The 13,495-nt window shown below is 68.6% G+C and carries 13 protein-coding genes; 11 read left to right on the forward strand and 2 right to left on the reverse strand.

Features of this window, described 5'->3' with window-relative positions; translation table 11 throughout:
- Positions 1–53 precede the first annotated feature (53 nt).
- Genes ACXDF8_RS20765 through ACXDF8_RS20775 form a run of 3 tightly spaced genes read left to right on the forward strand, consistent with a single transcriptional unit; the run spans position 54 to position 5,181 of the window.
- Positions 54–1,718, forward strand: coding sequence for a lipopolysaccharide biosynthesis protein (locus ACXDF8_RS20765; protein WP_457225167.1), 1,665 nt, complete (start codon positions 54–56; stop codon positions 1,716–1,718).
- The gene (locus tag ACXDF8_RS20770) at positions 1,715–2,836 is read left to right on the forward strand and encodes a glycosyltransferase (protein ID WP_457225168.1); all 1,122 of its coding nucleotides are present in this window, start codon (positions 1,715–1,717) and stop codon (positions 2,834–2,836) included. The genes ACXDF8_RS20765 and ACXDF8_RS20770 overlap by 4 nt, the downstream gene beginning before the upstream one ends.
- The gene (locus ACXDF8_RS20775) at positions 2,833–5,181 is read left to right on the forward strand and encodes a glycosyltransferase (RefSeq protein ID WP_457225169.1); all 2,349 of its coding nucleotides are present in this window, start codon (positions 2,833–2,835) and stop codon (positions 5,179–5,181) included. The genes ACXDF8_RS20770 and ACXDF8_RS20775 overlap by 4 nt, the downstream gene beginning before the upstream one ends.
- On the opposite strand, the gene ACXDF8_RS20780 is transcribed toward ACXDF8_RS20775, so the two are convergent.
- Together ACXDF8_RS20780 and ACXDF8_RS20785 are read right to left on the reverse strand one after the other, a co-directional pair.
- Complete coding sequence (locus ACXDF8_RS20780) at positions 5,178–6,119, reverse strand: NAD-dependent epimerase/dehydratase family protein (protein WP_457225170.1); 942 nt, start codon at positions 6,117–6,119, stop codon at positions 5,178–5,180. The genes ACXDF8_RS20775 and ACXDF8_RS20780 overlap by 4 nt on opposite strands.
- A gap of 29 nt (positions 6,120–6,148) precedes the next feature.
- Complete coding sequence (locus ACXDF8_RS20785; protein ID WP_457225171.1) at positions 6,149–6,979, reverse strand: DUF3109 family protein; 831 nt, start codon at positions 6,977–6,979, stop codon at positions 6,149–6,151.
- A gap of 39 nt (positions 6,980–7,018) precedes the next feature.
- Here ACXDF8_RS20785 and ACXDF8_RS20790 point away from each other — a divergent pair, with 39 nt between their 5' ends.
- The 8 genes from ACXDF8_RS20790 (at position 7,019) to ACXDF8_RS20825 (ending at position 13,469) form a co-directional block, all read left to right on the forward strand.
- Positions 7,019–8,032 (forward strand): Ppx/GppA family phosphatase, encoded by a 1,014-nt coding sequence (locus tag ACXDF8_RS20790; protein ID WP_457225172.1) that lies wholly within the window; start codon positions 7,019–7,021, stop codon positions 8,030–8,032.
- The gene (locus ACXDF8_RS20795; protein ID WP_457225173.1) at positions 8,029–9,057 is read left to right on the forward strand and encodes an Rv0497 family membrane protein; all 1,029 of its coding nucleotides are present in this window, start codon (positions 8,029–8,031) and stop codon (positions 9,055–9,057) included. Before ACXDF8_RS20790 ends, ACXDF8_RS20795 begins: the two co-directional genes overlap by 4 nt.
- A gap of 7 nt (positions 9,058–9,064) precedes the next feature.
- A complete protein-coding gene (locus tag ACXDF8_RS20800; protein ID WP_457225174.1) occupies positions 9,065–9,910 on the forward strand; it encodes a sugar phosphate isomerase/epimerase family protein in 846 nt (281 codons plus the stop codon).
- A gap of 27 nt (positions 9,911–9,937) precedes the next feature.
- Positions 9,938–10,774 carry a thioesterase family protein gene (locus ACXDF8_RS20805; RefSeq protein ID WP_457225175.1) on the forward strand — a complete coding sequence of 279 codons (837 nt, stop codon included), beginning with the start codon at positions 9,938–9,940 and terminating at the stop codon, positions 10,772–10,774.
- Between the two features lie 36 nt (positions 10,775–10,810).
- Positions 10,811–11,674 carry a pyrroline-5-carboxylate reductase gene (gene proC / locus ACXDF8_RS20810; protein WP_457225176.1) on the forward strand — a complete coding sequence of 288 codons (864 nt, stop codon included), beginning with the start codon at positions 10,811–10,813 and terminating at the stop codon, positions 11,672–11,674.
- 138 nt (positions 11,675–11,812) lie between these two features.
- Positions 11,813–12,076 (forward strand): helix-turn-helix domain-containing protein, encoded by a 264-nt coding sequence (locus ACXDF8_RS20815; protein ID WP_078017820.1) that lies wholly within the window; start codon positions 11,813–11,815, stop codon positions 12,074–12,076.
- A gap of 150 nt (positions 12,077–12,226) precedes the next feature.
- Entirely contained in the window at positions 12,227–12,328 is a 102-nt protein-coding gene (locus ACXDF8_RS20820; RefSeq protein ID WP_003402602.1) for a 30S ribosomal protein bS22, read from the forward strand.
- Between the two features lie 55 nt (positions 12,329–12,383).
- Complete coding sequence (locus tag ACXDF8_RS20825) at positions 12,384–13,469, forward strand: SDR family oxidoreductase (protein ID WP_457225177.1); 1,086 nt, start codon at positions 12,384–12,386, stop codon at positions 13,467–13,469.
- Positions 13,470–13,495: the final 26 nt, after the last annotated feature.

The raw sequence follows: 13,495 nt of genomic DNA on the forward strand, positions 1-13,495 counted from the left end.
CGGGATCGATGTCCGGGATCGTGACAATTCTCTGGTGATGGGGGACCGTGCGGGTGACACCGGAGGATGACCCGGCGATAACGGGGGACGGTGACCGGCGCACCCAGGACCCAGCTTCTTCGACCGGCCGCCAGGCCGCCTGGAACTACCTGGTCTTCGGCCTGAGCAAGAGCTCGACGCTGATCATGACCGTCGTCGCCGCCCGACTGCTCGATCCGGCCGACTTCGGTCTATTCGCGCTCGCGCTGCTGGTGGTCAACCTCTTCGACTACATGAAGGATCTCGGCGTAGGTGCGGCGCTGGTGCAGAGCCCTCGAAGCTGGAACCGGCTGGCGCCGACCGGCCTGACGTTGTCGGTCATCTTCGGAGTGATCGCCGGCGCGGCGTTGGCACTTGCCGCGCCACTGGGGGCCGCTGTGTTGCACCGTCCGGAGCTGACGCCGTTGATCCGGGTGCTCGCGATCGGCCTGGCGATCTCGGCGCTCAGCGCAATCCCGGCGGCGCGGCTGCGCCGCGATCTCGATTTCCGCCAACGCATCTGGCCCGAATTCCTCGGTGCCGCGACCAAATCGGTGCTCACCATCGCTCTTGCGGCCACCGGTTACGGGGTGTGGAGCCTGGTCTACGGCCAGCTGGCCGGGACCGTGGTGATCTCGGTGCTCTACTGGTGGGTCGCCCGTACACCCGTGCGCTTCGGTTTCGACGGTTCGGAAGCGCGCGGGCTCGTCCGTTACGGTGCGTCGTTGACCGGCGTGGCCCTGCTGGCCTTCGCGATTGCCAACATCGACTACCTGTCCATCGGTGTTCGGCTTGGCGACAGCCAACTCGGCCTGTACACACTTGCCTACCGGCTCCCCGAACTGTTGGTGCTCAACCTGTGCGTGGTGATCAGCGAGGTGTTGTTCAGCGCGTTGTCGCGGCTGCAAGATGACCGAGAACGCCTGGCCGAGCACTACCTGGAGGTGATGACCGCGGCGATGGCGCTCAGTGCGCCGATCAGTGTCGCTCTGGCGGCGGCCGCGCCCGCGGTGATCGAGACGATGTATGGGTCCGAATATGCCGGCGCGGCATCGGTACTCGTGGTGTTGTCGATCTACACGCTGGTGTCATCGGTATCCTGGCACGCCGGTGACGTGTTCAAGGCGATCGGGCGGCCCTCTCTGCTCATCGCAACGGGTGTCGGGCGGCTGCTGTTGATGGCCGGGCCGATCTGGTGGGCCGCCGGTCACAGCATCGTCCTGGTCGCCGGCATGCTTCTGCTGGTGGAGTTGGTGCCTTTCGTGGGGAACATGCTGCTGGTGCGCTCGGTGGCTGGAATCCCGCTCGCGCGGCTGTGGAACGCGGTGCTGCGCCCGATGCCCGCGGCGTTGGGGATGGGCGTCGTCATGCTCGCTATGGCGCACCTGGCGCGGTCGTGGCCAGCTCCGCTGGTCCTCCTCAGCGCGGCGACGGCCGGCATACTCACCTATGTCCTCGGGCTGCAGCTCAGTGCGCCAGAACTTTACGATGCCGCCGCCTCGGCCGTCCGCTCCGTACGCCGGCGCGCCGGCCAGCTGCCCGCAGAGCCGGTCACCGCGATAGCGGACGCGCCCGTCGTCGCGCGGCGCGCCGCTCGATGGGCGGTCAATATCCTTGTGATGCTTGGATTCTCGATTGTCGTCGCGGTGTTCTGCCGGCTACGCAACGCAACGTCGCCACGGGTCGGGGCCATCCGATGACCCGGCGTGATACGGCGGGTCCGATCCGCGTCCTGATGGTGCTCGACTCCTACAATTTCGGTGGTGCAGAGAACCTGATCGCCGAGCTCGGCCGCTACGCACCTGCGGGACTTGATGTTTCGGTGGCGAGCTTGGCGCCCGCCGAGAGCGACCGGAATGCACTGCTCGGGCGTCTGGTTGAGGTGGGTCTGGATCCGACCTACATCGGCGTGCGCAAACTTCTCGACCTGCGCGGTCTGGTTCGCTTGGTGGGCGCGCTACGGCGGGCGCCGGTGGACGTCGTCCACGCCCACCTCGGCTATTCGGCGACGTTGGTACCGCTGGCCGCACGCCTGGTGGGCAAACCCGTCGTCGCCACCCTGCATCTGAGTCCCCAGCGCCACACGGGACGCGGTGAACGGTTCAAGGAGCGGCTGTCGGTGCGCATTCCGGCTCGCCTGGGCCGGCTGGTGCTGGTGTCGCAACACGCTTTCGACCAGTACGCCAGGCTGTACGGCCCGGCCCGTCCTAGCTGGCGGATGATCCCCAACGGGGTCGACGTCGACCGGTATGCGGTACGACGCGCCGCCCGCGCCACCGACCGACCGGTATGGGCGGTGGTGGCCGCCTTGCGCCCGGACAAGAACCACGCTGATCTCGTGCGGGCCTGGGCCGGCGTCGTGGCCGTCCACCCTACGGCGATGCTGTTGGTGGTAGGTGACGGACCGAGTCGCGTCGACGTCGAAAACGCCGTCGCAGAAGCAGGATTGGAGGAATCCGTGCAGCTGCTCGGTCGCCGCGAGGATGTGGTCGACATCCTGGCCACTGTCGACGGCGTGGTCTCCGCCTCGGTCGACGAGGCGTTACCGACCTCGCTCATCGAGGCCGGCGCCTGTGGTCTGCCGGTTGTCGCATCCGATGCCGGCGGGACCCGGGAGATCGTCATCGACCGGGTGACCGGCCGGCTGGTGCCGCTGCGCGACGTCGCCGCGCTCACCGAGGCGCTGCTGGAGGTGATCGGCGACCCGGAACTGGCCGCAGCGTACGGCGCCGCCGGTCGAGCCCAAGCCGAGGAGAAGTACTCGATGCGTACCTGGGTCAGCCGGCTCGAGCAGCTCTATACGGAGGTGATCGGGTGACCACGCCTGACGGTGGGGCGCAGCGGCCCATCACGGTGGTTCACGTCATCCACTCGCTCGGCGCGGGCGGTGCCGAGGCGGTCCTGGTCGACCTCGCCCGAGCCGCCGCCTCGGCCGGCATCCGCCTGGTGGTCGTCGGCCTGTCCGACGCGATGACGCCGACCGGCATCGACAACCGGGTGGTGCCCCAGCTGCGCGAGCAGGGCGTCACTGTCTATGAGATGCATTCAGGCCGTTACGATCTCGCTGCAACGCTGCGGCTGGCGAGTGTGTTGCGCCGTGAGCACGCCGACGTCGTGCACACCCACCTCAAGCATGCTGATCTCGTCGGTGGGTTAGCGGCCAGGCTCGCCGGCGTGCCGTCGGTATCAACACTGCATGTGATCGACATCCCGGTCTCGCGGATGCACCGCGCGCGGGTGAAGGCGGCGGTGGTCGGCCGTCGAGTCCTGTCCGGCGCGGTGATCGCGTTGTCCAGCGCGCAGCGTCGCTGGTATTCGGACTGTGCCGGCACCGCGGCCCCGATTGTCGTGCTGCCCAACGGGGTGGTGGACCCACGGGTGACGCGTGACCGGGCGGAGATCCGCGCCGAGATCGGCGTCGACCAGGCGGCGGTGCTGGCGTTGTGCGCGAGCCTGATGCGCCCAGAGAAGGGTCACGCCGACCTGCTCGAAGCGGTCCGGCGGTTGCCCGAACACCCCGTCGTGGTCGTGGCCATGGCCGGTGACGGCCCGCTGTCGGACGACATCAGTGCGGCAGTCGCGGCGGATCCGGTCCTGCAGCAGCGTGTTCGGCTGCTGGGCTTCCGCAGCGACGTTGCCGACCTGATCGTCGCATCCGACTTCGTGGTGCAGCCGTCGCTCGAGGACGCCCTGCCCACCTCGTTGATCGCCGCGCTGGCCGGTGGCCGTCCGATCGTGGCCACCGATGTCGGTGGCATTCCCGACATCGTCGGTGCCGGATGCGGGGAACTCGTCGAGCCCGGTGACCCGGCCGCGCTCGCATCGGCGATGACCCGGATAGCGACACTGCTGACCTCGGATGCCGAGGGGGCCGAGGCGATGCGCCGGGCGGCCCGCCACCGCTACGAGACACAGTTCAGCGCGGAGGTGTGGGTCGACGGTCTTCGCTCGGTCTACGAGCGCGTGATCCGGGGTATCCCGGCGGGCCGCCACATCGCGCTGGTCGAGTTCCCTCCCTCGGGTGGCCTCTATCAGTTCTCGCTGCAGCTGGGGGAGGCGCTGGCCAGGGCCGGTGCGCGCGTCGAACTGATCACAGGCCCCGCACCGGAATTGGGCTCCCGGGACCTGGGCTGCCGGGTTCGCAGCATCCTGCCCACCTGGCATCCGACGGCGGGTGCGGATGCCCCGCCGTGGTGGCGCCGGGCACGGCGCGTCGTGCGCGCCGGCCGGCACGCCGCCGCGTGGGTGGTGCTGATCGCGTACCTGATCCGCACCCAGCCGGAGGTGGTCGTCTGGTCGGCGTGGCGGTTCCCGATCGACGGATGGGGGGTGCGGGCGGTGCGCAAAGCCCTGCCGCACAGCGTGTTGGCGCTCATTGCCCACGAGCCCCGCCCAGTCGTCGAACAACCGGGGCAAGAGGGGATGTACAAGACCTCCGCCGTTACCGATCGGGCGCTTGCGAAGGCATACGCCGACCTCGACGTCGTGTTCGTGCTGGGCGAATCAGCCAGGCAGGCGCTATTGGATACCTGGCCCGTTACGGCACCGGTTCATGTCATCCCCCATGGCGACGAGGGGATCTTCGTCGCGGCAGCCATCCCTGCAGTGGAATCCACTGCGCCGGTGGCTCTCTCGTTCGGGACGATCACCGCGTACAAGGGCCTCGACACGCTGTGTGCCGCATGGCCGATCGTGCGCCGGCGGGTGCCTGACGCGGAGTTGGTCATCGCCGGGGCCCTGAGCGCCGACATTGACGAGGCGCGGTTGCGGGCGGACGTTGCCGGACTGGCCGGCGTCACGCTGAAGCTGGGGTATGTGCCGGTCTCGGAGGTGGCGGCGTACTTCGGCGCGGCGCGCTGTGTCGTCCTGCCCTACAAGCGGAGCTCGCAGTCCGGTGTCGCTCACCTGGCTCACACCATGGGCCGGCCCGTGGTGGCCACCCGCGTCGGCGACATCCCCGACGTCGTCCGGGACGGGGTATCGGGATTGCTTGTCCCACCTGATGATCCGACCGCGCTGGCCGACGCGCTCGTCCGGGTTCTGGCCGACGCCGAGCTGGCGTCGTCGATGGGCACTGCCGGAGCCGACAGCCTGGCCCGCGGGGCGTCGTGGGACGACATCGCCGGGCGAGTGCTGCGGTCGCTACCGCAAGCCCGAAGCTAGCCGGCGAGGCGGCGGAAGTAGTCGACCGTCCGGGCGACACCGTCCTGCAACGACACCTGTGGATGCCACCGCAGGATCATCTCGGCCTTGCGCACATCGAGGCAGGATCGCGCCACATCACCGAGGCGGGCCGGAGCGAGCTGCGGCTCGTCGGGCGCGCCGGCGGCAGCCGCGACGAGCGTGTGCAACCTGCGGTCGCTGGTCTCCACCCCGGTGCCGATGTTGAAGCGCTGGGCGCCGCCGACGTTGCCGGAGGCCCGGACGAAGGCGTCGACCACGTCGTCGACGAAGACGTAGTCGCGGGTGTTGGAGCCGTCGCCGAACACCTTGGTCGGGGACCCGGACAACAGTGCCCTGGCGAAGATGGCGACCACGCCGGCCTCGCCGTGCGGATCCTGCCGGGGGCCGTAGACGTTCGCCGGGGCGATGTGGGAGCAGTCGACGCCGTAGAGGTGGCGGAAGGTGTTCAGGTAGATCTCCCCAGCCACTTTGCTTGCCGCATAGGGGGATTCCGGGTCGACGGGGGTGGTCTCGGCGACGGGATAGTGATCGGGCACCCCGTAGATCGACCCGCCCGACGAGGTGTGGACCACCTTGCGCACTCCGGCGCGGCGGGCCGCCTCGGCCAGGCGCACGGTGCCGACGACGTTGACCGAGGCGTCGTACTCCGGCTCGGTCACCGACCGTCGCACGTCGATCTGCGCGGCGAGGTGGAAGACTACCTCCGGCTCGGCATCGGCGAGTAACCCGATCAAGTCGTCGCTGACGATGTCGGCGACCACGAACGTGAATTCGTCGTGCTCGCGGGCGGCGTCGAGGTTGGCGGCCTTGCCGGTGCTGAGGTTGTCCAGACCGACCACGGTGTGCCCGTCGGCCAACAGCCGGTCCACCAACGTCGATCCGATGAAGCCCGCCGCTCCGGTGACCAATGCCCGCATGCCGGTCACCCTAGCAACCGCGGGCCCCGTCACTCGGCCGCGCGCGTGGCCGGATGCACGGCGAGCAAGGGGAAGCCACCCCGGCGCTTGCACATCGCCGCGAGCTCCGAATACGCCTTCTCGCCGAGCAGCTCGGTAAGTTCGGGGGCGTAGGACTGCCAGACCTGCTTGGCGCCGACGTGCGCCGCCGGGTCGCCGGTGCAATACCAGTGCAGGTCCGCGCCGCCCTCGCCCCAGCCGCGGCGGTCGTACTCGGTGATCGTGGTCTTGAGCACCTCGGTGCCGTCGGGCCGGGTGATCCACTCCTGGCTGCGCCGGATCGGCAGCTGCCAGCACACCTCGGGCTTCATCGTCAGCGGTTCGACACCGAGCTTGATCGCCTTGGTGTGCAGCGCGCAGCCGATCCCCGTCGGCCAGCCCGGTCGGTTGAGGAAGATGCACGCGCCCTTGTACTTGCGGGTCCGCAGGCTGGGCTTGTCGTCGTAGGTGTCCATCTCGAGGTAGCCCTTGCGGCCCAGGCCCTTGTCCCGGAACTGCCAGTCCTCGTCGGTGAGCTTTTTGACCGCGTCGTCGAGGTTGGCCCGGTCGTCGTCGTCGGACAGAAACGCCCCGTGCGAGCAGCAGCCGTCGTCCGGGCGGTCGGCGACCGTGCCCTTGCAGGCCGGCGTCCCGAACACGCACGTCCAATGCGACAGCAGCCAGGTCAGGTCCGCGGCGATCAGATGCTCGGGGTTGTCCGGGTCGTAGAACTCCACCCATTCACGGGGGAAGTCCAGTTCGACCTCGCCGGGGTGCTCATGCGTCACAGCCGACAACGGTAGTGCAAATCCAGGCGGTGCTCTCGGCGGCTTTCGCTCCATGTCGCAACCCGCGTGGCTGCGCAGGCTAGTTTTGTTCACGTGCGACTAGGCGTGCTCGACGTGGGCAGCAACACGGTTCATCTGCTGGTGGTCGATGCCCACCGCGGCGGGCACCCGACTCCGATGAGTTCGACCAAGGCCGCGCTGCGGCTCGCCGAGGCGATCGACGACTCCGGCAAGCTCACCCGCCGTGGCGCCGACACGTTGATCGACACCGTCGACGAGTTCGCCAAGATCGCCGCGAGCTCGGGCTGTGCCGACCTGATGGCGTTCGCCACCTCCGCGGTCCGCGACGCCAAGAACTCCGAGGACGTCCTGGCCCGGGTGCTCGCCGAGACCGGCGTCAACCTTCAGGTGCTCTCCGGCGCCAACGAGTCGCGGCTGACGTTCCTGGCGGTGCGGCGCTGGTACGGCTGGAGCGCCGGCCGCATCATCAACCTCGATATCGGCGGCGGCTCCTTGGAGCTGTCCAACGGAGTCGACGAGGCCCCTGAGGTGGCGTTGTCGCTTCCGCTGGGGGCCGGCCGGCTCACCCGCGAGTGGCTGCCCGACGACCCGCCTGGTCGGCGCCGGGTAGCCATGCTGCGGGACTGGCTCGACAACGAGCTGGCCGAAGCCAGTGCATTCGTCCTCGATGCCGGGCTGCCGGACCTCGCCGTCGCCACGTCGAAGACGTTCCGGTCGCTGGCGCGGCTGACCGGGGCGGCCCCGTCGGGCGCCGGACCGCGGGTGAAGAGGACGCTCACCCTCAACGGTCTGAGGCAACTCATATCTTTCATCTCTAGGATGACCACGGCTGATCGTGCCGAGTTGGAAGGAGTCAGTGCCGAGCGGGCGCCACAGATCGTGGCCGGAGCTCTGGTGGCGGAGGCGAGCATGCGAGCACTGTCATTGGACTACGTCGACATCTGTCCGTGGGCCCTGCGCGAGGGCATCATCCTGCGCCGACTCGACAGTGAAGCTGACGGAACCGCCTTGGTCGAGACGGCCGTGGGGGATGCTGGAAGCCAGAAATTTGGGTCGACTGTCGCCCGATCGAGAGGCACACGATGACTGCACCAGATGACAGCGAGAACAGCCGGCCGATATCTGTGGCCGAGCTGCTCGCGAAGAACGGCACCATCGGCTCACCCCCGGTAGGCGGTCGTCGTCGTCGTCGTCGCGGCAACAGCGACGCGGTGACCGTCGCCGAGCTGACCGGTGAGATCCCGATCTACCGCACCGGCGAGATGCCGATCGTGCGCACTGGTGAGATTCCCGTAGCCCGCGACGCCGACGAGTCTCCGGCCGACCTCGCGACCGACCTCGAGACCGGCCCGGAGCCTGACGACGAGGCCGAAGCCGAGGACATCGCGGCAGCTGTCGAGGCCGTGGAGAATCCCGAGACCCCCGAGATCCCCGAAGCCGAGGCGTCGGAACGTCCCTTCGAGGCACCTCCACAGCGGGCCGACAGCCCGCTACCACGCCGTGAGCCGGGCCCCGAACGCAGCTACGACCCCCGCCCGCGGCGCCGGCCCGAGCCGCGAACCGCCAAAGCCGCGGCGGGCTCCGATGCCGAGCAGATGGCGTTCGACCCGCTCGACGAAGCGGCTCCCGTACTGGACCTCGCACCCGAAGAACAGGTGCAGGAGGTCGCCGAGCTGCAGTCTTACCTGAGATCCTCCGGCGGCGTCCTGTTCGGCGGGCAGACCGTCGCCGACGACCGCGCCCGCCGCGGTGTCGTCGACGAAGACGAGCAGGCCGCCGGTGCGGTGGCGGTGGCGACCCGAACCGAGGCCGCGGGCGAGGCCGACGAGCGTGCCGGCGAGAGCAAGCTCACCGCCCTGTGGCGTGCGCTGATCGTCGTGGGCCAGTCGTTCCTCGCCGTGGCGTTCGGCGCAGGGCTGTTCGTCGCCTTCGACCAGCTATGGCGGTGGAACAACATCGTGGCGCTGGTGCTGTCGGTGCTAGTCATTCTGGGTCTCGTGGTGGCCGTCCGGATCGTGCGCAAGACCGAGGACATCGCCAGCACGCTGATCGCGGTTGCCGTCGGCGCGCTGGTCACACTCGGGCCGCTGGCACTGCTGCAATCGACCTGATTCGTCAGTGCGCCCAGCCATCAAGGTCGGTCTGTCGACGGCCTCGGTCTATCCGCTGAGGACCGAGGCCGCCTTCGAATACGCGGCCGAATTGGGATACGACGGCGTCGAGCTGATGGTCTGGGCCGAGGCCGTCAGCCAGGACATCGGTGCGATCGCCAAGCTGTCGCGTCGCTACAACATGCCGGTGCTGTCGGTGCACGCGCCGTGTCTGCTCATCTCCCAGCGGGTGTGGGGCGCCAACCCGATCCCCAAGCTGACCCGCAGCGTGCAGGCAGCCGAGCGGCTCGGAGCGCAGACCGTGGTGGTGCACCCGCCGTTCCGGTGGCAGCGCCGCTACGCCGACGGGTTCAGCGACCAGGTCGCCGAGCTGGAGAGCCGCAGCGACGTCCACGTCGCTGTGGAGAACATGTTCCCGTTCCGCGCCGACCGGTTCTTCGGCTCCGGTCAGCCGTCGATCGAGCGGATGCGCAAACGCGGGGGCCTTCCCGGCGTCGGTATCTCCGCCTTCGCGCCGTCCTACGACCCGCTGGACGGCAACCACGCCCACTACACGCTGGACTTGTCGCACACCGCGACCGCGGGCACCGACGCCCTGGATATGGCCCGCAGGATGGGCGCCGGCCTGGTGCACCTGCACCTGTGCGACGGCAGCGGGGCATCCACCGACGAGCACCTGGTCCCCGGGCACGGCACCCAGCCGACTGCCGAGGTGTGCCAGATGCTGGCGGCCAGTGACTTCACCGGGCATGTGATCCTCGAGGTCACCACGTCCGGTGCCCGCACCAAGGCCGAGCGCGAGGCGCTGCTGGCCGAATCCCTACAGTTCGCGCGCACCCACCTGCTGCGCTGACCGGCATCTGACGTCAGAGAGGCCCCGATGACTCCCCGCTTCGCCGACGCAATGCGTCTGGACCCCATTGACCACGGTTTCGAGGCGAACCTCGACGAGCACTGGACCATCGGGCCGAAGATCCACGGCGGGGTGATGCTGGCGCTGTGTGCCAAGGCCGCCCGCGAGGCGTACGGCGGCCCCGGCGGGCGGGAGCGAAGCGACTCGGGGGATAGCACCGCTGGCTTCGAGCCGATCGCGGTCTCGGCGGATTTCCTGTCCGCCCCTGACCCCGGCGCGGTGCAGCTGGTCACCACCGTCCGCAAGCAGGGCCGCCGCATCGGCCTGGTCGACGTAAGCCTGGAACAGGGGCAGCGGACCTGCGTGCGTGCCGCGGTCACCCTCGGGCGGCCCGAACACGATGTACAACCCCTGCTGTCGGCCAACCCGGTGACGTCGTTGATGGCGGTGCAGCCACCACCGCACGTCGAGCCGATCGGCCCGGGTCACCCTGCGGCAGAGATCAATCACCTGGCGCACGGCTGTGACATTCGCCCCGACCTCACCCGCACGGACGCCGACACCGCTGCCCCGATGTTCACCATCTGGGTACGCCCCAAAGCCGAACCTGTGGACGTTCTGTTCGCGCTGATGTGTGGCGACATCTCCCTGCCGGTCTGCTACGCCGTGGGCCGCCAGGGCTGGGCGCCGACCGTGCAGATGACCGCCTACCTGCGGGGCCTGCCCGCGGACGGGTGGCTGCGGGTGCTGTGCACCACCACCCAGATCGGGCAGGACTGGTTCGACGAGGACCACACCGTCGTCGACAGCGCCGGACGTGTCGTCGTGCAGACCCGCCAGCTGGCGTTGGTCCCAACCGAGTAGGCCGAGCGCGGGGGAACCCCGATAGGGTTTGTGCCCATGCCCAGAATCGCGATCATTGGCGGCGGCAGCATGGGCGAGGCGATCCTCGCGGGGTTGCTGCGCGCCGGCCGGCAAGTCAAGGACCTGGTGGTCTCCGAACGTATGCCGGAGCGGGGACGCTACCTGGCCGAGAAGTACTCGGTGCGGCTGGCGACGATCCCCGAGGCGGTCGAGACCGCCGATTTCGTGGTGGTGGCGGTGAAACCGGCCGACGCGGAAAGCGTGGTCGGCGAGATCGCCGACGCCGCCGCCCAGGCCGAGAGCGACACCGTCGAGCAAGTCTTCATCACCGTCGTCGCCGGGGTGACCATCGGGTTCTACGAATCGCGGCTACCCGCCGGGTCGCCGGTGATCCGGGTCATGCCCAACGCCCCGGCACTCGTCGGTGCCGGTGTCAGCGCGCTCGCCGCTGGCCGTTTCGCGACCCCTGAGCAGCTCGCTGACGCCTCAGGGCTGTTCCGGTGTGTGGGCGACGTGCTGACGGTCCCGGAGAGCCAGCTGGACACCGTCACCGCGCTGTCCGGTTCGGGGCCGGCGTACTTCTTCCTGTTCGTCGAGGCGCTCGTCGATGCGGCCGTCGCCAACGGGCTGTCCCGAGCGGTGGCGACCGATCTGGCGGTGCAGACCATGGCAGGCTCGGCGGCAATGCTGCTCGAACGCCTCGACAGCGAGCGCGCGGCGGGTGTCGACAGCGGGCTGGACACCTCCCCGGGACGACTGCGAGCCATGGTCACCTCGCCGGGTGGGACCACCGCCGCTGGCCTGCGGGAACTCGAGCGTGGTGGGGTGCGGGCCGCCATCGCTGCTGCCGTCGACGCCGCAAAAACACGCTCTGAGCAGCTAGGAATTACATCAGAGTAGTTTAGAAAATTCCGACGGATTGACCCACACCCGTCGCAGTAACCCCACCCGCCACGCTATTCTCCTCGTGTATGCACGGCTGGGTGCCAGCGGTGGGGAAGCCGCTGGAACTGCCCGTGCCTGACGGATTGGGTTGCGATGACGTCTATGAACGGGCCATCGGCGCGGGATTCGGCTGGGAAATCGGCGCGCGATGCCGGTGGCGCCGACGCTGCACCGGCCGCCAGAGCTCAATTTCTCACGGTTGCCGAAGTGGCCGCGCTGATGCGAGTCAGCAAGATGACGGTTTATCGCTTGGTGCACAACGGAGAGCTGCCCGCCGTGCGGGTGGGGCGTTCGTTCCGGGTGCACGCCAAGGCCGTCCATGATCTGCTGGAGACCTCCTACTTCGACGCGGGGTAACTCGGTCGGCGCCGGCGACTCACGGCGGGTTCACGTGCCGGCCTTCGACCGGCCGTTTTCCGTTCCGCCTGTCGGCTTAGGTAAGGTGTCCCAGACACAAGGGAAGCCTGCTCTGGTGTGGGCACTGCGAGGACTTAGGTAGCGGAATTCATGGGTTCAGTCATCAAGAAGCGGCGTAAGCGCATGTCGAAGAAGAAGCACCGCAAGCTGCTGCGTCGTACCCGGGTTCAGCGCAGAAAACTCGGTAAGTAGTCGCCGGCCTCGGCTGAGCCGGGCCCCGGCCCGGCCCGGCCGATAGGCTGTGCAGATGGATCCCGGCGGTAGCGATTTCGGCTCTGATTCGGCAGCCCCGCACTACCCCAAGGTCGTGTTGGTCACCGGTGCCTGTCGCTTCCTTGGCGGCTACCTCACCGCACGTCTGGTCCAGAACCCGCTGATCAACAAGGTCATCGCGGTCGACGCCATCGCGCCGAGCAAGGACCTGCTGCGCCGGATGGGGCGCGCCGAGTTCGTCCGTGCCGATATCCGGAACCCGTTCATCGCCAAGGTGATCCGCAACGGTGACGTCGATACCGTCGTGCACGCCGCTGCTGCCTCCTATGCTCCCCGGTCGGGTGGGCGCGCGACGTTGAAGGAAATCAACGTCATGGGTGCGATGCAGTTGTTCGCCGCCTGTCAGAAGGCGCCGTCGGTACGGCGGGTCATCCTCAAGTCGACCTCCGAGGTCTACGGCTCCCATCCGCACGATCCGGTCGCCTACACCGAGGACGGCAGCAGCCGGCGGCCGCCGCCGGAAGGCTTCGCCCGCGACAGCATCGACATCGAGGGCTATGCCCGCGGGCTGGGCCGGCGCAGGCCCGACATCGCCGTCACCATCTTGCGGCTGGCCAACATGATCGGCCCCGGCATGGACACCGCGCTGTCGCGCTACCTGGCCGGACCGCTGGTGCCCACGGTGCTGGGACACGACGCCCGCCTGCAACTGCTGCACGAGCAGGACGCGCTGGGGGCTCTGGAGCGGGCGACGATGGCGGGTAAGCCGGGCACGTTCAACATCGGTGCCGACGGAATCATCATGATGTCGCAGGCGATCCGACGATCCGGGCGACTTGCGCTTCCAGTACCCGGCATCGGGGTTGCGCTACTGGAATCGTTGCGAAAAGCCACCCGCAATTCCGAACTCAACCGTGCACAGATGGATTGGCTGAGCTACGGCCGCGTCATGGACACCACCAGGATGCGCACCGAGTTGGGCTTTGCGCCGAAATGGACGACGATAGAGGCGTTCGACGACTACGTGCGCGGCCGGGCTTTGACGCCGATCATCGACCCGAAATGGGTACGCTCTGTGGAGAGTCGCGCAGTCGCCGTTGCACAGCGATGGGGCGGTTGACGAGCAGATGTTGGGGAGAAGGTAGC

Source organism: Mycolicibacterium sp. CBM1, from assembly GCF_054073305.1.

Excerpts from the sequence above, each read along its gene's own strand:
- ACXDF8_RS20770 (WP_457225168.1), top strand. The coding sequence starts at position 1,715 with ATGACCCGGCGTGATACGGCGGGTCCGATCCGCGTCCTGATGGTGCTC.
- ACXDF8_RS20780 (WP_457225170.1), bottom strand. The coding sequence starts at position 6,119 with ATGCGGGCATTGGTCACCGGAGCGGCGGGCTTCATCGGATCGACGTTG.
- ACXDF8_RS20785 (WP_457225171.1), bottom strand. The coding sequence starts at position 6,979 with ATGGAGCGAAAGCCGCCGAGAGCACCGCCTGGATTTGCACTACCGTTG.
- ACXDF8_RS20795 (WP_457225173.1), top strand. The coding sequence starts at position 8,029 with ATGACTGCACCAGATGACAGCGAGAACAGCCGGCCGATATCTGTGGCC.
- ACXDF8_RS20805 (WP_457225175.1), top strand. The coding sequence starts at position 9,938 with ATGACTCCCCGCTTCGCCGACGCAATGCGTCTGGACCCCATTGACCAC.
- proC (WP_457225176.1), top strand. The coding sequence starts at position 10,811 with ATGCCCAGAATCGCGATCATTGGCGGCGGCAGCATGGGCGAGGCGATC.
- ACXDF8_RS20815 (WP_078017820.1), top strand. The coding sequence starts at position 11,813 with ATGACGTCTATGAACGGGCCATCGGCGCGGGATTCGGCTGGGAAATCG.
- ACXDF8_RS20820 (WP_003402602.1), top strand. The coding sequence starts at position 12,227 with ATGGGTTCAGTCATCAAGAAGCGGCGTAAGCGCATGTCGAAGAAGAAG.
- ACXDF8_RS20825 (WP_457225177.1), top strand. The coding sequence starts at position 12,384 with ATGGATCCCGGCGGTAGCGATTTCGGCTCTGATTCGGCAGCCCCGCAC.